The 17,018-nt window shown below is 47.0% G+C and carries 25 protein-coding genes; 8 read left to right on the forward strand and 17 right to left on the reverse strand.

Annotated elements, in window-relative coordinates; all coding sequences use genetic code 11:
• The first annotated feature begins 473 nt into the window (after nucleotides 1-473).
• Together ACKFKF_RS29815 and ACKFKF_RS29820 are read left to right on the forward strand one after the other, a co-directional pair.
• Nucleotides 474-1,874 (forward strand): ATP-binding protein, encoded by a 1,401-nt coding sequence (locus tag ACKFKF_RS29815; protein ID WP_446871003.1) that lies wholly within the window; start codon nucleotides 474-476, stop codon nucleotides 1,872-1,874.
• A 517-nt stretch (nucleotides 1,875-2,391) separates the two neighbouring features.
• Entirely contained in the window at nucleotides 2,392-2,889 is a 498-nt protein-coding gene (locus ACKFKF_RS29820; protein ID WP_446871004.1) for a helix-turn-helix transcriptional regulator, read from the forward strand.
• A 76-nt stretch (nucleotides 2,890-2,965) separates the two neighbouring features.
• On the opposite strand, the gene ACKFKF_RS29825 is transcribed toward ACKFKF_RS29820, so the two are convergent.
• The 3 genes from ACKFKF_RS29825 to ACKFKF_RS29835 form a co-directional block, all read right to left on the reverse strand.
• Complete coding sequence (locus tag ACKFKF_RS29825; protein WP_446871005.1) at nucleotides 2,966-3,547, reverse strand: Uma2 family endonuclease; 582 nt, start codon at nucleotides 3,545-3,547, stop codon at nucleotides 2,966-2,968.
• Nucleotides 3,548-3,612: 65 nt separating this feature from the next.
• The gene (locus tag ACKFKF_RS29830; RefSeq protein ID WP_446871007.1) at nucleotides 3,613-4,383 is read right to left on the reverse strand and encodes a Uma2 family endonuclease; all 771 of its coding nucleotides are present in this window, start codon (nucleotides 4,381-4,383) and stop codon (nucleotides 3,613-3,615) included.
• A 193-nt stretch (nucleotides 4,384-4,576) separates the two neighbouring features.
• A complete protein-coding gene (locus ACKFKF_RS29835) occupies nucleotides 4,577-4,771 on the reverse strand; it encodes a type II toxin-antitoxin system VapB family antitoxin (RefSeq protein WP_446871008.1) in 195 nt (64 codons plus the stop codon).
• A gap of 825 nt (nucleotides 4,772-5,596) precedes the next feature.
• Between ACKFKF_RS29835 and ACKFKF_RS29840 the strand changes: the two genes are divergently transcribed.
• From ACKFKF_RS29840 to ACKFKF_RS29850, 3 genes are all read left to right on the forward strand, one after another.
• Nucleotides 5,597-6,451, forward strand: a complete 855-nt coding sequence (locus ACKFKF_RS29840; protein ID WP_446871009.1) for a M12 family metallopeptidase — start codon at nucleotides 5,597-5,599, stop codon at nucleotides 6,449-6,451.
• Nucleotides 6,452-6,697: 246 nt separating this feature from the next.
• Nucleotides 6,698-6,961: a hypothetical protein gene (locus tag ACKFKF_RS29845; protein WP_446871010.1), complete on the forward strand. Its 264-nt coding sequence runs from the start codon at nucleotides 6,698-6,700 to the stop codon at nucleotides 6,959-6,961.
• The gene (locus ACKFKF_RS29850; RefSeq protein WP_446871011.1) at nucleotides 6,958-7,245 is read left to right on the forward strand and encodes a type II toxin-antitoxin system RelE/ParE family toxin; all 288 of its coding nucleotides are present in this window, start codon (nucleotides 6,958-6,960) and stop codon (nucleotides 7,243-7,245) included. Before ACKFKF_RS29845 ends, ACKFKF_RS29850 begins: the two co-directional genes overlap by 4 nt.
• Nucleotides 7,246-7,307: 62 nt before the next feature.
• On the opposite strand, the gene ACKFKF_RS29855 is transcribed toward ACKFKF_RS29850, so the two are convergent.
• Together ACKFKF_RS29855 and ACKFKF_RS29860 are read right to left on the reverse strand one after the other, a co-directional pair.
• Nucleotides 7,308-7,532: a DUF4926 domain-containing protein gene (locus tag ACKFKF_RS29855; RefSeq protein WP_446871012.1), complete on the reverse strand. Its 225-nt coding sequence runs from the start codon at nucleotides 7,530-7,532 to the stop codon at nucleotides 7,308-7,310.
• A 10-nt stretch (nucleotides 7,533-7,542) separates the two neighbouring features.
• Nucleotides 7,543-7,854, reverse strand: a complete 312-nt coding sequence (locus ACKFKF_RS29860) for a DUF6883 domain-containing protein (protein ID WP_446871013.1) — start codon at nucleotides 7,852-7,854, stop codon at nucleotides 7,543-7,545.
• Between the two features lie 322 nt (nucleotides 7,855-8,176).
• On the opposite strand from ACKFKF_RS29860, the gene ACKFKF_RS29865 reads away from it, so the two are divergent.
• The 3 genes from ACKFKF_RS29865 to psb30 all read left to right on the forward strand — a co-directional run bounded on the left by ACKFKF_RS29865 (nucleotide 8,177) and on the right by psb30 (nucleotide 9,215).
• Nucleotides 8,177-8,506, forward strand: a complete 330-nt coding sequence (locus tag ACKFKF_RS29865) for a hypothetical protein (RefSeq protein ID WP_446871014.1) — start codon at nucleotides 8,177-8,179, stop codon at nucleotides 8,504-8,506.
• Nucleotides 8,499-8,903 (forward strand): hypothetical protein, encoded by a 405-nt coding sequence (locus ACKFKF_RS29870; RefSeq protein WP_446871015.1) that lies wholly within the window; start codon nucleotides 8,499-8,501, stop codon nucleotides 8,901-8,903. The genes ACKFKF_RS29865 and ACKFKF_RS29870 overlap by 8 nt, the downstream gene beginning before the upstream one ends.
• Before the next feature lie 192 nt (nucleotides 8,904-9,095).
• The gene (gene psb30, locus ACKFKF_RS29875; RefSeq protein WP_446859577.1) at nucleotides 9,096-9,215 is read left to right on the forward strand and encodes a photosystem II reaction center protein Ycf12/Psb30; all 120 of its coding nucleotides are present in this window, start codon (nucleotides 9,096-9,098) and stop codon (nucleotides 9,213-9,215) included.
• Nucleotides 9,216-9,386: 171 nt separating this feature from the next.
• Here psb30 and ACKFKF_RS29880 read toward each other — a convergent pair whose 3' ends face one another.
• The 12 genes from ACKFKF_RS29880 to ACKFKF_RS29935 form a co-directional block, all read right to left on the reverse strand.
• A complete protein-coding gene (locus ACKFKF_RS29880) occupies nucleotides 9,387-10,223 on the reverse strand; it encodes an alpha/beta hydrolase (RefSeq protein WP_446871016.1) in 837 nt (278 codons plus the stop codon).
• Between the two features lie 21 nt (nucleotides 10,224-10,244).
• A complete protein-coding gene (recJ, locus tag ACKFKF_RS29885) occupies nucleotides 10,245-12,263 on the reverse strand; it encodes a single-stranded-DNA-specific exonuclease RecJ (RefSeq protein ID WP_446871017.1) in 2,019 nt (672 codons plus the stop codon).
• 49 nt (nucleotides 12,264-12,312) lie between these two features.
• Nucleotides 12,313-12,741, reverse strand: a complete 429-nt coding sequence (locus ACKFKF_RS29890; protein ID WP_446871018.1) for a hypothetical protein — start codon at nucleotides 12,739-12,741, stop codon at nucleotides 12,313-12,315.
• Nucleotides 12,742-12,881: 140 nt separating this feature from the next.
• Nucleotides 12,882-13,268: a PIN domain-containing protein gene (locus tag ACKFKF_RS29895; RefSeq protein WP_446871026.1), complete on the reverse strand. Its 387-nt coding sequence runs from the start codon at nucleotides 13,266-13,268 to the stop codon at nucleotides 12,882-12,884.
• Between the two features lie 393 nt (nucleotides 13,269-13,661).
• Nucleotides 13,662-13,940: a hypothetical protein gene (locus tag ACKFKF_RS29900; protein WP_446871019.1), complete on the reverse strand. Its 279-nt coding sequence runs from the start codon at nucleotides 13,938-13,940 to the stop codon at nucleotides 13,662-13,664.
• A gap of 50 nt (nucleotides 13,941-13,990) precedes the next feature.
• On the reverse strand, nucleotides 13,991-14,113 hold the full coding sequence (locus ACKFKF_RS29905; RefSeq protein ID WP_446871020.1) for a hypothetical protein: 123 nt from the start codon (nucleotides 14,111-14,113) through the stop codon (nucleotides 13,991-13,993).
• A gap of 6 nt (nucleotides 14,114-14,119) precedes the next feature.
• The gene (locus ACKFKF_RS29910; protein WP_446871021.1) at nucleotides 14,120-14,332 is read right to left on the reverse strand and encodes a type II toxin-antitoxin system PemK/MazF family toxin; all 213 of its coding nucleotides are present in this window, start codon (nucleotides 14,330-14,332) and stop codon (nucleotides 14,120-14,122) included.
• Nucleotides 14,305-14,484 carry a type II toxin-antitoxin system PemK/MazF family toxin gene (locus ACKFKF_RS29915; protein ID WP_446871022.1) on the reverse strand — a complete coding sequence of 60 codons (180 nt, stop codon included), beginning with the start codon at nucleotides 14,482-14,484 and terminating at the stop codon, nucleotides 14,305-14,307. Before ACKFKF_RS29915 ends, ACKFKF_RS29910 begins: the two co-directional genes overlap by 28 nt.
• Nucleotides 14,481-14,753, reverse strand: coding sequence for a hypothetical protein (locus tag ACKFKF_RS29920; RefSeq protein ID WP_446871023.1), 273 nt, complete (start codon nucleotides 14,751-14,753; stop codon nucleotides 14,481-14,483). Before ACKFKF_RS29920 ends, ACKFKF_RS29915 begins: the two co-directional genes overlap by 4 nt.
• A gap of 193 nt (nucleotides 14,754-14,946) precedes the next feature.
• Nucleotides 14,947-15,378 carry a PIN domain-containing protein gene (locus tag ACKFKF_RS29925; protein ID WP_446859586.1) on the reverse strand — a complete coding sequence of 144 codons (432 nt, stop codon included), beginning with the start codon at nucleotides 15,376-15,378 and terminating at the stop codon, nucleotides 14,947-14,949.
• Entirely contained in the window at nucleotides 15,375-15,602 is a 228-nt protein-coding gene (locus tag ACKFKF_RS29930; RefSeq protein ID WP_446859587.1) for a hypothetical protein, read from the reverse strand. Before ACKFKF_RS29930 ends, ACKFKF_RS29925 begins: the two co-directional genes overlap by 4 nt.
• 56 nt (nucleotides 15,603-15,658) lie before the next feature.
• A complete protein-coding gene (locus tag ACKFKF_RS29935; RefSeq protein WP_446871025.1) occupies nucleotides 15,659-16,894 on the reverse strand; it encodes a hypothetical protein in 1,236 nt (411 codons plus the stop codon).
• Between the last annotated feature and the right edge of the window lie 124 nt (nucleotides 16,895-17,018).

Genomic DNA, 17,018 nt, shown 5'->3' on the forward strand with positions numbered 1-17,018 from the left:
CGCCCACCTATCAGGCGTTATTAGGTTTTCTAGGTTCATGACTTCACTCTACCTCTTTTACTTCTACGATAGGAGATCTTGGTAATGACAAGCAAACTTGGGGGATTTAGGGGGCGAAGGATCTCAGCAATGACCGATCGATCAACTTGTGTGTACACAGCAGACTTACAGGCTGGGGGCAGACTTACAGGCTGGGGGCGGGTAGATATGATAAACGATACTTTTCAAACATCCTCTGAGGGGCTTTCGGATCATTCTCGTTCAAAGTCCTTCACGGTTGGGGAATTGGGAGCTGAGTGGATTAATCACCATAGCGAAAGATTTCATCGAATCTACGTTGTTTTAATCAATGTTCAATAGTTAATGTCAAACGTTCAGCGTCGTACGTCTGACCGCTCGCAACTGAGCAAACTGAGAGAAATTTGGGCAGTGTAGAGTCAGAAAAAGCCTAGAAAGCGAGATGGGTGCTTTTGATGTTTTCTGATATCGTCACCGAGTTTCACGCAGGATTAACCCCGCCCGTTTTGTCTCAAGGAAAAACGGATGCCCTCCAGTTAGAATCAACGCTACAAGAACTGCCGCTCTATGACTTTCAGGTAGATTTGCGCTGTTTGGGCAGTCAAGTTGCTCAAGTGTTTCAGCAATATCCACTGTTGCCGGGTGTGATTTTGACCCGCGAAAATCAGTTTGTCAGCATGGTTTCTCGTCAGTGTCTATTGGAGTATTTGCTGCGCCCTCATGGGATAGAACTGTTTCTCCACAAGCCGTTGGGAGTTTTGCACAGCTACACCCAGACCAAAAATCTCATCCTCAGTGGAGACACCCCGATTTTACTTGGCGCACAACAAGCCCTGCGACGATCGCCCGATCTGCTCCGTGACCCGATCGTGCTACAACTCGAACCCGGAGTCTACCGCCTATTAGACACTCACGAACTCAACATCGCCTACTGGCATATTCGCGGCATCGAAACTCAAGTCAGATACGAACGGCTACAAGTTGAAATGCTGCAAAGCGACAAAATGGCCAGTCTGGGGCGACTTGTTGATGGCGTGGCTCACGAAATCTTAGATCCTGTCAGTTTTATCTGGGGAAATCTCAGCCACCTTGGAAACTACAGCCGCAATTTGTTAGCGCTAATCACCGCTTTTGAAAAGCACTTTCCTCAACAGCCGCGAGAAATTCAAACCCTCAAAGCGACGATCGAACTCGACTACATTCAAGAAGATCTACCCAAAACGTTAGACAGCATTAAAACTGGAGCAGAGCGGCTTTCAAAACTGGCAAACGGGCTACAAAACTTTTGTCATATTGATGAAGTTTATCCCAAACCTGCCAACATTCACGCCTGTTTAGATAGCGTCTTATTACTGTTGAGAAGTCGATTGACCAGTGAAATTCAAATTCATAAAAACTACGGTCATTTGCCGCCTGTCCCCTGCTTTATCGGACAACTGAGCCAGGTTTTTATGAATATTTTGAGTCGAGCGATCGACCTTCTACTCAATCAGGCAATCAGCGATCGCTTAGGCACCGAATTACAGTTACCCAGTGGTCGATTGCTCACGACTTCTACTTCTCCTCAGATTACGATCACGACAGATGTCTGCTCGATCGAAGGCAGCGGAATGCGTTGGGTCTCGATTCGCATTGGAGACAATGGCGCACAAATGACCGCCGAAACTCAGCGACAGTTAATGGATGCCATTCAAACCGAATCGACCACTCCCAAAGAAACCAGCCTCACCACCAGCTACCGCATCATCACCGCAAAACACGGCGGCAAGTTTCGAGTCTATTCCTGTATCAATCCGACCGACGAGACGAAATTAGCGATCGGCACCGAGTTTGAAATTCTCTTACCCCTCGCTTGAGAATTGAAACGTAACCAAACATGAATTCTGTTTCAAAGTCCCCCAGAATTGGGCGGTTGGGCAAAAGTGCTAAATAACGAAGCGAATAACTTTGTCGAATTGATGTCAAGTACTTCTGTAATCACTCTATTCGTCTGTTTTGACAACGATGTAAATAGACGTGAATTCGGGCAATGAGAGTTTTTCGCTTCGGTGTTTACAGCTTCTGCCCCCCAACCCCCCAACTTTGGGTGACTTTCAGACAAGATGTTTGATGCAAAGTCCCTCACTCGTGGGGGTTTAGGGGGCTGCCTGGATTGACAACCGCAGCGAAAGGTTCCGTCGAACTTACATTAAATAGAGCATTGCAAGGGAGCGATCGCCCAGCCATTCTGAGTCATCGGATGAAAACATTTGAATCTGCTGTCAATCAATGTGTTGAAACCCCTGCTTGACTGACAAAACTGATTGAGCTTAAAACGGAAGCTAGGAGGGAAGCGGAACATCGTTTATGCTGGACAGTTAAGTTGAGTTTTTGTTGGAATTGAAGAGAGTCGATCGCTTGCTCCATCAACTTGGATTAGCACTCAAGGCAGATCTGGAGGTTGATGGCATTGGAGACGGTTTTTATGCTGATTCGTTGGCAACGGCGTTCTCTGCCCAATTGCTAAAGCACTATGCCACTCGCAAGCATGTCTTCCGATCGTATGACGATGGATTGCCCAAAGATAAGTTGAATGTGGCGATCGCCTATATTAACGAACACTCAGGCAAGAAGCTATTGCTGGAGGACATGGCGGCTAATCTGCACATCAGCCAGTACCATTTCTGTCGGATGTTCAAGCGATCAACTGGCCTGAGTCCCCATTGCTACCTGATGCAACAACGGGTGGAACAGGCAAAACAACTCTTGAGGAAACCAGAACTTACAGTGACAGATATCGCGCTAGAGTGCGGATTCAATAACCAGAGCCACCTTGCCAGATACTTTCGTTGCTACACCAAGGTTTCACCAACGCAATTTCGCAAAATGTAGTGCGTCATCCTTTCTAACTCGCTTGGTAGGGCGATCGCACCTCTCGCGAATTGAACCTTTTAATTGCGATCGTCCGTTACTCACTTGCGCCTGCTTGTAGCACCTGTTCTGGAGTCAGGTCTAAGTTTGGAAGGGTGGAAGAAATGAGACGATCGTTCCCCTTAAAAACCGCTTCCTCATACAATCCTGCAACCAGCGTCAAAACTGTAATCTGTGCCTGCTGCGGATCGACAATCCAATATTCGGCAATGCTGCGCGCTGCATATTCGGAACGCTTGTAACGGTAATCTCGCGCTTCGTTAGTCGTGCCAGGAGAAACGATTTCGACCACGAGGGCAGGCGGTGGCATATCCGGCATCACAACGCTGCGCTTTGCTCCAGTCAGGGCAGCCGCAAGGTCTTCGGTTAGCACCATCAGGTCAGGAATCCGCGTCGTGGTTCGATAGCCATTGACTACAACTTCAGTGCCCCGTCGCAAGAGCTTGGGGTTGACGAATTGACCGATTGCAAAGAGTAAGATTATCGCGATCTCATTGTTTAAGTCGCTTTCAGAAGGCACTTCAGCTAACTCCCCGTTTACTAATTCATAGCGAGTATCTGTTCCGTCGTCATAGTCCAGATATTCTTCTAAGGTCATGCGGCGCGTAGTGGTTGTCATGGCGATTTTTCCTGGTGATGTACAAGCGATCGCTGGCTTAAGCTAAGTGCAATCCCCACAAATTGCTAAATCAAATCTGGGTCAACCCCCAGTTCTCTCAACCGTTCAGCCAACCTAGCGGCTTTTGCCTCTGCGACAATCGCCCGTTCGCTACCCGTCAGCAGCAGATCGCCCTGCAAATTCCACCAGCGCAACCAGCGTTGATTTTGATTCTGGTAAGCGCCTTCCCAGACACCAATTTCTATTTCCATTGGCGCGATCGGGTAATGTCCATGATTGTTCGCAGTCATTCGTTGATATTGCCCCCCCACGAGTTCATACATCTCCAACTCACCGCTGTTGATCAAGAAGATGCCGTAGAAAGGAATTCGTACAATTCGCTCATAGACCCAAAATTTGCCTGGTCTGATAACTCCACTGTCTTCAGAATAGGAAAGCGGGGTTTGGTCGTGTTCTTCGCTGCCATCGCCAGAGGCAAATTCTAGCGCGATCGTCGGGGCAATAAACTCTCGCCACAACACATACGATCGCCGAATTTCCCCTTTCAGTCTGGGCGGAACGTTGGGCACATAAAACCAGTCCGGTGCTTCCGCTCCTTTTTCAGGTGGCTCCGTTTCGCGCCAGTAGATGCCGCAGTCTTGCCCAATTGCATATTGTCCGTCTGGATGAATTCGCTCCAGAGTTGTAGCGATCGAGTCCGTCAAGATTAAAGATTGGGGATGCTTCTGAAAATTCTTCACAAACGAACCGTCCGACTCTTGGAGTTGTGTGTGGTCGGGAAACTGTGGCGGCAAATCATTGGGAGCCGCTGTTGTCTGAGTTAGGGTTTCAGCCATTCACATTTCACCCCATTTAATCTAGCTTTAGCATAGCGCAGCCTCTCATCCTCTCACTTTCAGATCAACAAGCTTTACCTGACAAAAGTGTTGACTGCTAAGGGTTGTGTGTTTGGCAATTGATCGAGTCGATCGACCTGTGGTGTCGTTTGACCGTTGAAGTAATCAATCCACACACTGGAATCTACCAAAATCATTCGTTCGTTCTCAGGGTTTCTAGATCGCCGTCCCACGGTAGCTGACCTCGAAAGGAGCGAATCGCTTCCTGCCGCTTGATCTGAATCAGGGTTTTCAGGGCGAGTTCGATAACTTCCTGTTGAGCTGTTAACCCAGTCGCTTTGAGGGCATCTGCAACTAAAGCATCATCAATCTCTACGTTAGTTTTCATGACTTTAGCTGAATGGGAACTTGTCTCGATTATTTCATTATTCTTATCTGGAAGGCAATCGCTTTACCTCTCTTGAAATGCAAAGGCATGATCGTCTTTTCATCGTTGGTGCCTGGGCGGTCGCATCTCTCGCAATTCAGGTTGAATCTTCCAACCGCGATCGCCCAATCTAATCTGGATTTAGCATAGCGCAACCTGCTCATCATCTACTTTCAGGCAAACAAGCTTTACCCGACGAAAATTTTGAGAAAAGTGCAATATTTTGCGATCAAGTTTTCATTAAGACGATTAGAGGGGAGAAATTTCCTTTCAAACGATCGACAACAATTTCGATAGATTTAGCAAGATTGTGTTGGGCGATCGCAAGAAAATGTGCGACTGAATTTGAAAGGGCAGGCTAGATTAAGACCCAGACCGTAAACATCTTTGACGTAACCCTCGCAATTTCTTAGAAAAATCGTGAAATACCCATTACAGCGTTCTGTTATCGCTTTTCTTATCGCTTTCCTTCTCGCTCTCACCTGTTCAGGAATTCTACAAAGTGTCCTGGCACAAGAAATTGCAATAAGAAGACAACCGCTTAACATTGCATCAAAAACAATCTGGACAGAACCAGTTCCTGTTTGCTGGGAAACGTCAGGCTCTGATACTGAGAAAGCGTGGGTGCGTTCTTCAGTTGGAGATACGTGGGAAAGGATATCTGGAATTCGCTTCACTGGCTGAGGTGCATGTCCATCTACGTCAAATGGAATTCGTATTCGCATTGCTGATGAGGGCCCTCATACAAAAGGTTTAGGAAAGCGATTAGATGGACTAACCCCCGGTATGGTGTTAAATTTCACCTTTAATAATTGGGAAAAAAGCAACTGTAGCGCTGGTTCTAATAGAGAAAGATGTATTCGGTCAATTGCTGTACACGAGTTTGGTCATGCAATGGGTTTTGCTCATGAGCAAAACCGTTCTGATAAGCCATCATCTTGTAAAGAACCTAAACAAGGCAGCGACGGTGACACAAACGTAGGTGTATGGGATATAAGTTCTGTCATGAACTACTGCAATCCTACTTGGAACAATGGTGGACGATTGAGTGCAACAGATATACAAGGAGCAAAGCTATTCTACGGAAACGCATGGAGTGATTGGGAAAACTTAGGTGGGCAATTAGCTTCTGCTCCTACAGCAGTTTCGTGGGCATCAAACCGCATTGATGTTTTTGCTCAAGGTAAGAATAATCGTTTGTGGCATAAAGTTTGGGATGGAACCCGTTGGGGCGATTGGATGGAAGATCCTACAGGTGTTATGTCTTCTGCACCTGCGGTTACTTCTTGGAGAGCCAATCGACTTGATGTTTTTGTCCGTGGCGAGACAGGAGAACTATGGCATAAGGCATGGGGTGAATCCAAGTGGAGTGACTGGGAGAACTTAGGTGGGCAATTAGCCTCTGCGCCTGCGGCGGTTTCATGGGCACCGAACCGACTTGATGTTTTTGCTCAGGGTAAGAATAATCGTCTGTGGCACAAGGTGTACTCTGAAAACCAATGGGGCGCTTGGATGGAAGATCCTAAGGGTGTGATGTCTTCTGCTCCTGGAGTAGCCTCTTGGAGAGCTAATCGGCTTGATGTTTTTGTCCGTGGTGATGGTGAAGAACTATGGCACAAAGCATGGGATGAATCTCAGTAGCTTCTTTATAGCAATGTTTGAGATGCAAAGGCGTGATTGCTTCCTCGTCATTAGTCATTATGCAATCGAACCCGGCTTGACCGTCATTAGCGGCACCAATCACATCGTCAGTTCTAGTCTGAAACACGATCGCTCCACCCCTTTTGAAACACCAAGGCACGATCGTTGTTCATTGTTGAGTTGAGCGATCGCGTTTCTGTTTGAATAATCTAGACGCAGAAAGCGCGATCGCTAACAACAAACATTATGATGAGAGTGACCGTCTTCACTCACTTGTCTAAATCTATGGCGGATGCCCTACGAAACTCTCGACTTCAGCAAGCGATCGAGGTTGCAGAAGCTCTATCGCTAGAAGAGCGTCAACTGTTGCTGGAGATTTTAGCGAAACGGCTGCGGCGACAACAGAGTCAACAACTGCTAGAAGAAATTCAAGAAGTTCGCCAAGATGTTGCAGAAGGTCGCATTCAGTACGGCTCTGTAAAAGACTTTCTAGCGGAGCTAGATGCTTGAGACAAATTGCCTGGAGTCCAAAATCTCTACGTGCGTTTAAGCGTATGGTGCGCCAAAACCCTCAACTGCGCCCCATGATTGAAGAAACCCTGGAACAACTTGCTGACGATCCCTTCCATCCCACATTAAAAACTCATAAGCTGTCGGGTGAGTTTGCTGGAATTTGGGCTTGCTCGATCGACTATAGCTATCGCATCCTCTTTGAGTTTGTAGCAAACCCAGGAGAAAGCGAGGAAGATGGAATTTTGTTGCTAAATCTTGGCGATCATGATGATGTGTATTAGCGATCGCTCCACACCTTTTGAAACACCAAGGCACGATCGTTGTTGAATTGAGTGATCGCGGTTTATCTTGCGGCACGAACAGTTGAAATCGAGGATGCGATCGCTTCAATTTGAGACTCAGAAACCTCAACCGTATCTTGAGGAATTAAACCTTCCAAACTGTATCCATTTTCTTGTTTATCTGAGCCTGAATAGCATTCCACGATCGTCCCAATGCTCCCCTTCATTAAATTCAGTGCAGGAATATCTTCCCGCAAAGCAACCTGAGAAAAAAGTTGAAATTTCATACCGAACCTCCTATGCCGGGAACAACGTCACAAATTGAGTCGCTTCACCTGTATCAATCCAGATTGTTTTAACTCGAATCGTAACCCCATTAGGGCTACTCAACTCTCCAGTAATTGCATACTTCTGTTCATATCGAGTTTGAACGGTTGGTATTGCTTCCAGTGAAAGAATCTGCTCTCTCAAATCTCGTTCAAGCTGTTGCCAGTTCTTGATGGTATAGCCAGCTTGAGCTAAAAACTGTGACTTATCATCCTTAGCTGACTTATCATCCTTAGCTAATGGAACCAATAGATACTCCGTCAGCTTTGCTTTTGCAACCACAGCATTTGGATCAAGCGTTGCTATAGAAGGTTAGAGAGCTTATTCCAAGCGTAACAAAAACAACGATCGTCTTTGTCATTGAGATGGTTTTTATGTAATGAACGACGATCGCTCTCCCAATCTTGACTGGGCGATCGCTCCACACCTGTTGAAACATAAAGGCGCGATCGCTTTCTCATTGTTGGTCATTGAGCGCTCTACATCTCTTGGCTGCTGAGGGGCGATCTTGTTTCCCTATTCTTTCACAGTGCGATCGCTCAATCATTTCGCAATTCGGGTAAATTGAGATGCCTTGCTACGATAAAAGACTCTGAAAAGACTAATGCCGGATCTGTACGTGGTGATTCGCAATCAAGATGATGTTGCTATGTCCTCTATTGAAGGAGAATTACTCACGGTCTTTTTGCTTCAAGATGAGATTCTCCTGCACATTCAACCTGTTGATTTATTCCTGGCAGAAGTCCTCTTCTTCAATTTACCCATTGGCAGATATCAGGTGATAGCAGGGCATCCGTTAGTGAATCCTACTCAGGCTCAACAACCTGTTCAGATTGAGCCACAAACTGCTGTAATAGGCGTAAGATTTATCTACAGCGAACCAGAACGGCAGCTTTTGAGGGTTGAATTAAGGGAGTTTAGAGTGAATGAATAATCAGTCAATCCAGGTTGGTGATCCTCGCTCTTTGCGAGCTTGCCAAGTCCGGGTGGTTAGCTTAACCAAGTTTTTAGAACATGATTGGCATCAAGAGAGCGCTATCTGGTTGATGAACAGCACGCTTCAACTAGCTGAAGCAACCGCAATATTGGCAATGAAAGAGGTAGAAGCCGCTGCTGCTTTAGGACTTCCCCCACAATTTCACAATCAAGTTTCTCAAGTAGGCAGATCTTCAGAAGCTTATAGAGACAGAATAACAGCCTTAACAAGGCAGCTCTGGCAAGAACAACGAACTGAGCGCCGAGCGAGTTTAGCCCTAGAATTGGCTGAAGCTTCGGCAACGCTGGCACGGTTGATAGGTGCGGATGTGACGCGAAGTATCGCAATAGGTTAAAGCCTTTGAAGAACGATTAACCATCATTGGAAGCGAGATCGCACCCTGATTGGCTGTCATAAAGAATCATTTTGCTCATCGTTTGAGTTTCTTTAAGTTCTGTAAATTTCCTTAAAAAGGATACGATCGACCGATAGAATATCAACTATTGCAGGATTCAATTAGACGTTATCAGGCTTGTTGGGAGGGCAGATGGAGTTTTTAAGTAACATCAACTTTGAGGCGATCGCTCAGTTGAGTTTGTTAGCGGCGATTGTAATTGCGGGGCCAGTCGTGATTTTTGTGTTGGCGTTTCGTGGCGGTGATCTCTAAAGGTGATCTCTAAAGGTGATCTCTAAAGAGATTTCAGTCATATCTACAGCCTGATGAGTGTTTCAGACAGGTTAGCAATAAGTTTTTAGTTTTAAGAGAGAGTAGCTCTACAGCCCGGTTATTACGATCGGGCTTTTTCGTGTCTTTTTGGATTTTGGACTCAGCAGGCTTCTAGTCTTCTGTCTCAGGTCTCTTTTGAATCAGAGTGACGAAGTTTTGCAGCGCTTTGGAGTAGGATTCGCCTGCGACTTCTGCCACATCATTGTGATCGGCTCCTGAGACCGCAAAAAATTGTTTGGGTTGATTGGCCGCATCGTAAAGAGCCTGACCATGCCAAAAAGGAATGACCTGATCGTTCTCACCGTGAATCACCAAAACGGGACAGCGCACTAGTTTGAGACGATCGCGATTGGGGAATTTGTCAAACGGAAAAATCGGAATCGGCAACACGACGCGAAATGCACTAGTGAATCCACTTTCGATGATCAGTGCAGCGATCGGCTTTTGGGTCGCGAGATGAATGGTCGGCCCGTTGCCCACTGATCGCCCAAAGGCAATGATGCGATCGCTCCTCACGCCCAGTTTTGTCGTCAGATAAGAGTAAGCCGTTTCAATATCGCGATAGGATTTTTGCTCTGAAGGCTTGCCCTGACTCGTTCCGTAGCCCCGATAATCATAGGCAAACACCGAAAATCCAACCGTACGAAGGTCTTCTAAAGTGGGGCGAATGTCACCCAGATCCTCGGCGTTACCGTGACTGTAGAGCAATGTGTAAGTTGCCCTGGGGTTGGGCAGATAAAGGGCCGAAAGCTGGATGCGATCGGGCGTTTCTAGCTTGAGAATGTCGGGACTGTCTTGATAGCTGGTGGGCTGAGGTTGAAAAATTAGACGTTCTGAGAAAAAGTAAGCAAAGATGCCCAGCGCCAGGTAGATAAAGAGCAGCGATCGCGCCAGTCGTCCCAGTGTAAAATCTCCCCATAGCAAGCGATTTAGCGTTCTTTTGGTCATGGTGCGATCGCCTGTAGAAGATCAATCCTTGGGACTTTCTAATGCTTGAAGTGCGGCTTTGATCAGATGGTAATACTGCGGTTGAGACACATCAACTTGTTTGGCGGCTTGCTGTGTTTTGCCTAGAGTTCCGAGGCGCTGCCCTTTTTGAATCGAGAGAATTTCACCTTTGAAATTGCGAATTCTCAACTCTTTGGTGTCGCCTCGCTCCAATAATGTGCAGGTGTAATGACGCTGACTGTAAGAAAACTCAACCACCGATTTTGCACTAGGCAACCGCACGCCCACCACTTCTAGCTGAACTGAAACCTCATCATTCCATTCATTAGTTCTAACGCGATAGGCAATATCCAGATATTTTGGCAAGGGATAATATTCGCCCCATCGCCACGCGATCGCCGTCAACTTTTGACTCGGCATCAAGACTTCTGCATCCAAATCTTCCTGGCTCACCATCATTTTTAGATGACCTTTGCCGATCAGTTTTTGGTCGCTAATTCGGACATTGGGTGTCCAAAAAACCGGATCAGGATTTTCCATGCCGCAGGGCTGAAGGGCATCGATTTGTTGATAGAATCCTAGATCGATTTGGTTCAAACTGGCTTGAGCATCGACGGTGACCAGCGGTTTGAGGTGTTCGGGTTTGAGCGAACTGTGGGCAAACGTGCGAAGGCGCGATCGAATGGCTTCTAATTGATTTGCCTCAAACGAAAATCCGCCTGCCGCCTTGTGTCCACCACATTTAAGCATCAGATCTTTACAGCATTCCAACGCTTCAAACACATGAAACTCTGGAATACTCCGCGCCGATCCCCGAATGTGTTGTTTCAATTCATCTTCGTATGTGCCGATGAATACCGGAACGCCGTATCGTTCGACTAATCGAGATGCCACAATGCCAATCACGCCATGATGCCAATCCGGTTGTACCAGCAACATCACGCGATCGTCCTTCGCATTCACTGATCCTTGTTCGTAAGCTTCAATGGCGTCTCGTTCAATTTGTTCGCAGAGTTGCTGACGCTGTTGATTGATCTGTTCGCATTTCATTGCCTGCTCTAAGGCGACTCCAGGATCGTCGGTGATCAACAACTCAATCACAATTTGGGGATCTGCCAATCGTCCTACTGCATTGATCCGAGGCCCCAAGCGGAACCCGATCGCTTCTGGTTTGAGATTTTTTTCCCCGCTCAAGCCCGCCACCTGGATCAGCGCCTGAACGCCTTCCAGCCTGGATTTGGGCAACAGTTGTAAGCCACGTTTCACCCAGCGACGATTGACTCCGGTGAGCGGGGCGAGGTCAGCGATCGTGCCCAGCGTAAAAAGCTCTAACAACACGTCCCGCAGTTCTCTCGCTTTACCAAAACTTTTGGCCAACGACAGCGCCAAAATATAAGCGACTCCCACCCCTGCCATCGTGCGATAGGGCGACGCTTCATCAATTAATTTGGGATTGAGAATCGCATTGGCATCGGGAAGGGTCGGCGGCAGATCATGGTGATCCGTCACGATAATCACAAGACCGAGTTCTCTGGCTCTGGCGATCGGCTTGTGGGCGGCAATTCCGTTATCGACCGTGAGAATCACCGACACGCCATCTTCGTGAAAGTCTTCGACAATGCGCTCATTGATGCCGTAGCCTTCATTCATGCGGCTGGGAATCGCGTAATCGACTCTGGCACCCAAAAAACGCAGCGATCGCAGCAACAGAGCCGTACTCGTCATGCCGTCTGCGTCGTAGTCTCCACAGATTGCAATTCGCTGGTTTTGATTAATGGCATTGATTAGCAGTTCTAGACTGATCGGCAAATCTGGAAAGTCCTCCATCGGCGAAGGCAAATCCAGCTTGTCAGGGTCGATAAATCCTTGAATCTCTTCGGGGGTCGAAAGCCCGCGATTGAGCAAGACTTGCGCCAATAAAGGAGAAAGATTTGTCCTTTGTGCAAGCTGTTTGGCTTGTTCGACCTGAGCCGGAAAAATATTCCAGCGTTGATCAGGAATTTTGGTGCGTATCGATTGGGAAGTCGGCAACTCTAACACAGGCGATCGCTCAAAAAGATTAGCTCATCTTACAAGAGAGTTGGGAGATTCAAAACACTTCAACTCGTCCATCGTTGCGAATGTAGACGGAGCGATCGCCTGGCGGATATCGTTTTTCGGATTGCAATTCGATCAATAGAAGATCGGGTTTGGGTTTTGAGACACGGGATTTTAGCGCCAGAGAAGTCACATCCCAAAAAACGACTGACAGATTGGGTTCGCTACTGCCGCCTCGCGCAAATTCGATCTGTTGTCCCTGGTTAATCAGTGCAGGATCGGTGCCAAACACTTTCTCGATCTGGACGGGATTCTCCGATCGATTGACCACCTGTACTCGAATCTTTTGCCCTGGTGTAAATTGCAGAACAGGTGGCGGGCAATTACTGGCGCACGATCGAGCCGATACTTGACCAGAGTGCAGCCCTTGAGTCGAGAAAATCGTCATTCCTGCGAGAACAATCAACCATTTAGAAGCCATATCAAACACTCCAAGAGGTGTCCGCAAAACCAGACAGTTTGATTATCACGTAGAATGAGTGCTAAGCAAACCAAGTTAACCTGATCGGGGCTACTGCGATCGCAAAAAATGTCTTGTGTCATCCAGCGACCACTGCAAAATCATTCAAACCAGTTCTCGATCGCTAACCCTGAGAAATTAGAATAATCAGAAATATTTCTAGTAACGAGAATAAGATTGTGAACAGCGGCGACTGCTGCAATTTGTCCGTCTGCATACGAAGGCATTCGTCCTGTTCCAGCTAGCCTTGCCCGCTCAATTGCAAACCACTCTGCTTCAACCTCACCATAGTCCAGGATTGAAACGTTGGGGCGGATGATTTGACGCAAGAAAAAGCCCGATTCTTCTTTTTTTCGAGAAGTCGGTAAACGATGAAAGCCGTAAAGTAGCTCATGCCATGTCACAGATGCGATCGCAATATCATCGATATTTTGTGCGTATTTTGTCTCAATGGCTAAGTTGGGCTGGAGCCTGAACAGTTCTGAGATCGTGTTGGTTTGACATCCTCACCGCTCTAAAGAGACAGTGATTCCTCACCACGCCACAACCTACGAATAGGAAAGTGGTCGCTGAATGGGGTTGACGCTTCATCAAACACAGCCTCAATTGAGGTCTTACACGCTCTCCACGTCCGTTTTAAGTCTCGAACTGCCCGCCCGCGACTGGATTGAACCATTATGCAAATTGACTGTTTTTTGCTTCGAGGTTGGATTTTAGACCATTGCCTTTTAGCGTTCTCTACGCCTGCTCTCACCGTAGCTGTTTCAACGTGTCTTGAGCCTAGAGGGGGATTGTTAACTCCGGTTCTAGCTTATCAAAAAAGCCGCCCTAAAAGTGCGGGGCTTGAGTCCCATTTATTTGGTCAAGCAGAAAGCGCAAGTCTACCACCTCGGATTTTTAGGAGCAGGCGTGCGATCTCTGACATCCCTAAAAATCTCGTCAGGGTCAAGGTCAATCCCTTCAGCAAGCATCTCTTCTCGAAATTTGGCTAGAGATTCCAGAAAATCTTTTCCCCGATCCGATCTCACTTCCGGCTGCGGTGTTACAACTTGGGCAACGGGTGTTCCTGCTTGCAACACGACAAAGCTTTCTCCCGCCTGAACGCGCTGTAGATAGGCAGACAGATCTTCTGAGATTTCCTCGATCGTGATTTCAATCATGATTCACCTCGAAAAGTGTTTGTATTTTAGCTTGCTTAAACGCTCCATCATTACTTCCACTGGTTGCAGACTTCGCGCGTAGCATCGACCATGCCTCGGACGGCTGCGGTTCCGCCGAGATGAGCAATCTCAAACTGCAAGACTTTTACTGAATTATTTGGGCTTTCGTTCATGTTGCTTTATTCTGTAATGTCTTCTGATTGTCCTGGAAGGTCAAATGCAATCAATAGTGCCTGATCCACTTGAGTGATTACCTCCCCAGAGAGCATTCCTCGTAAGCGCAGCAATCGAGATTTGGAAAGGACTCGAACTTGATCTCCTAATGCGATCGAATTCCGAGTTAATTCTCCTTCTGAGGCTTGGATTAGAACTTGTGTGACATAATTCGGCAACCTTCTCGATAAGTGGTGCAGGGAATGGCTAGAACGTTACCACTCGATGCATTGATAGCATTGCGACTCACAATAATAACTGGACGAATGCCTGCTTGTTCTGATCCTTCGGTTGGATCAAGCCGAGCATCGTAAATTTCTCCTCGTCTCATTCTTCTGATTCTGCCTGCTGAAATGCTTCCCACTGCGCGATCGAGAATTCTGCTTCAATTTGACGCGCTTCTGCTAGATATTCTGGATCGTTTGCCATTTCTGCTAGATCTGCATCCATTTCTGCACGAGTTCTGGGGCGATAATTTGAGGATGCGATAATTGGAATTAAAACAATGCGATCGCCTTCTCTAGAAACCGCTACTTCTTGCACACCTTCTAACCATTCTTTCAGGATTAAAATACCTGATTCGGTAACGGGTAGCTTCATTGTGCGCTCCTTGCAAGGGATATCTCATTCTACTGCTGCGATCGATGATTCATCTGAAGCTGCCTAGAGCATGATTCTATCTAAATTATTTCCATTGACTGCACACTTCTCGCATTGCATCGACCATGCTTCGGACAGCTTATTTTCCGCCGAGATGAACGCCCTGCTTCGCAGATACCGCAAGGGTCGCAAACTACTCAATTTTCAGCGTGAAGGGATTGAAAATCTCAACTCCGAGTTGGTCAAAGTCTCTTACATTGCGAGTTACAAGATGAGAAGAGTGTCGAAGGGCAATTGCTGCGATCAGAGAATCTAAAACAGGGAGAGATCGTGCTTGTTGCTCTAAACTTCCAACGAGTCCTCCCCACACCAGCATCGTTTCGATATCTAGAGTTTGAATTCTACCTGAGAAACGCTCTAGGAGATCTTGGTTTAGCCATTGGGTAAGCGTTGATTTACGTTGAGATTCTGGCAGTTTACAAATGCCTTTTGCAATTTCTCCTAGCGTTACAACGCTTAGATAGAGTGTTTCTGGAGGTTGAGTATCTAGCCAATGTAGAACAGATAGATTAGGCTGTTTTGCAATTAGTTCTGAGACAATACAGGTGTCGAGTAGGTATTTCACAAGCTGATCCGATCGAGAATTGGACTTTGATCACGACTCAGATCCAATGCTTCTGCAACTTCGCAGAGTGGTGAATTGCGGAAGAATTCTACTAGAGAGGTTTCGGGTGCATGAGTCTCTAGCGGAGATTCTAAAGATAAGCTTTGTGTAAGAAGCCGAATTAAACGGCGCTTTTCGTCAGGAGTCAGGTTAAGAAGTTGTTTTTCGAGTTCTTCGAGTGGCATGGTTGGAACGATCGAGATGGGTTGATTTCAGTTTAACGGATTTGCCCGATCCACAATTATTTCCATTGACTGCACACTTCTCGTATTGCATCGACCATGCCTCGGATGGCTGCGGTTCCGCCAAGATGTGCGATCGCGGGGTGCAGGATGGCGAGGTCTTGCATCAGGTCAGCGCGGGTGCGGTGGGCGAGAAGATGAAGGTGAGATTGCCAGTCGGAGTGTGGGAGGACATCGAGAGAGTGACGATGGAGGTACACTTTCAAGACCTCTGCACGGCGTGGTTTATGGGCAATGGTGTGGATATCATTAAATGCTTGAGGCAGCAAAGATTCAGGTAGTTTTTCGGCTAGAGCGCTCAATACCTTTGCACGACTCTCCTCATACTGAATTAATTGTGCAGCCTCCAACAGTGATGTAAAGTCGGCAGTGTCAATCTGAGCTAAGTCACACAGAATCTCTGCTTGATCATACTCAGAAGGCATAGATCGTGCCGTTTGCAATGCGTCCGAAAAGTAAGCTAAACCAATTTTGGCTAGATAGCTCAACATCAGCGCACGACGGTACTCATCCTGAATTGACCGTGCTGTTTTTAACGCCTCTGAACAGTAAGCTGAGTCAATTCTGGCTAGGTGGCTCAACACCAATGTGCGCCAGTACTCATCCTGAATTGATCGTGCTGCGTCCAATAATGCCAAGAAGTCAATTGTATTGAAAGTAGATACAGTAACCAATACCTCTGCCCGCTCAGACTCATTTTGAATAGATTGCGCTGCATCCAACAATGCCAAGAAATCCACCGTATCAATGACGGCTAGTTTGCTCAATACCTCTACCTGTTTGTACTCATCTTGAATTAATCGAGCCGCAGTTAATGCTTCAGGGAAACAGTCAGCATCAATTATGGTCAGAGTACTCAATATTTCTGCCCGTGAGCAATTATCCTGAACTAATCGTGCTGCATCCAACGCCTTGGGGAAGTAAGCTACATCCACAGTTGCTCGAATGCTCAATAACCGCGCCCGTCTATAATTACCCTGAACTGATGATCGCGCTGCATCTAGTAATGCTAAGAAATCCACCGAACCAATGGTAGCCAGTCTGCTTAATATCCCTACCCGCAAGTAATCATCTTGAATCAACCGTGCTACATCAAGGGCTTCAAGCAAGTAGGCCGCATCAAAGGTAGCTAGAACACTCAATACCTTTGCCCGCCAGTAATCATCCTGAATTGACCGTGCTGCGTTCAACAAGGCAGAGAAGTCGGCTGCATCAAGGGTGGCTAGAGTAGTCAATACCTCTGCCCGCTTAGACTCATTCTGAATTGATCGTGCTGCATCTAACAACGCTGAGAAATCGGCTGTATTAAGTGCCTATCCGAAAACTTGAATTGCCCTGACGACAATACAAGCACAGGAT

The organism is Phormidesmis sp. 146-12 (assembly GCF_052939495.1).

Coding starts and splice junctions, on each gene's coding strand:
- ACKFKF_RS29830 (WP_446871007.1), bottom strand. CDS start 4,383: ATGGCTGAAACCCTAACTCAGACAACAGCGGCTCCCAATGATTTGCCG.
- ACKFKF_RS29890 (WP_446871018.1), bottom strand. CDS start 12,741: ATGGCTTCTAAATGGTTGATTGTTCTCGCAGGAATGACGATTTTCTCG.
- ACKFKF_RS29880 (WP_446871016.1), bottom strand. CDS start 10,223: ATGACCAAAAGAACGCTAAATCGCTTGCTATGGGGAGATTTTACACTG.
- ACKFKF_RS29825 (WP_446871005.1), bottom strand. CDS start 3,547: ATGACAACCACTACGCGCCGCATGACCTTAGAAGAATATCTGGACTAT.
- ACKFKF_RS29855 (WP_446871012.1), bottom strand. CDS start 7,532: ATGAAATTTCAACTTTTTTCTCAGGTTGCTTTGCGGGAAGATATTCCT.
- ACKFKF_RS29920 (WP_446871023.1), bottom strand. CDS start 14,753: ATGAAGCTACCCGTTACCGAATCAGGTATTTTAATCCTGAAAGAATGG.
- ACKFKF_RS29905 (WP_446871020.1), bottom strand. CDS start 14,113: ATGAACGAAAGCCCAAATAATTCAGTAAAAGTCTTGCAGTTTGAGATT.
- ACKFKF_RS29835 (WP_446871008.1), bottom strand. CDS start 4,771: ATGAAAACTAACGTAGAGATTGATGATGCTTTAGTTGCAGATGCCCTC.
- ACKFKF_RS29815 (WP_446871003.1), top strand. CDS start 474: ATGTTTTCTGATATCGTCACCGAGTTTCACGCAGGATTAACCCCGCCC.
- ACKFKF_RS29845 (WP_446871010.1), top strand. CDS start 6,698: ATGATGAGAGTGACCGTCTTCACTCACTTGTCTAAATCTATGGCGGAT.
- ACKFKF_RS29865 (WP_446871014.1), top strand. CDS start 8,177: ATGCCGGATCTGTACGTGGTGATTCGCAATCAAGATGATGTTGCTATG.
- ACKFKF_RS29870 (WP_446871015.1), top strand. CDS start 8,499: ATGAATAATCAGTCAATCCAGGTTGGTGATCCTCGCTCTTTGCGAGCT.
- ACKFKF_RS29930 (WP_446859587.1), bottom strand. CDS start 15,602: ATGCCACTCGAAGAACTCGAAAAACAACTTCTTAACCTGACTCCTGAC.
- psb30 (WP_446859577.1), top strand. CDS start 9,096: ATGGAGTTTTTAAGTAACATCAACTTTGAGGCGATCGCTCAGTTGAGT.
- ACKFKF_RS29840 (WP_446871009.1), top strand. CDS start 5,597: ATGGTGTTAAATTTCACCTTTAATAATTGGGAAAAAAGCAACTGTAGC.
- ACKFKF_RS29900 (WP_446871019.1), bottom strand. CDS start 13,940: ATGATTGAAATCACGATCGAGGAAATCTCAGAAGATCTGTCTGCCTAT.
- ACKFKF_RS29915 (WP_446871022.1), bottom strand. CDS start 14,484: ATGAGACGAGGAGAAATTTACGATGCTCGGCTTGATCCAACCGAAGGA.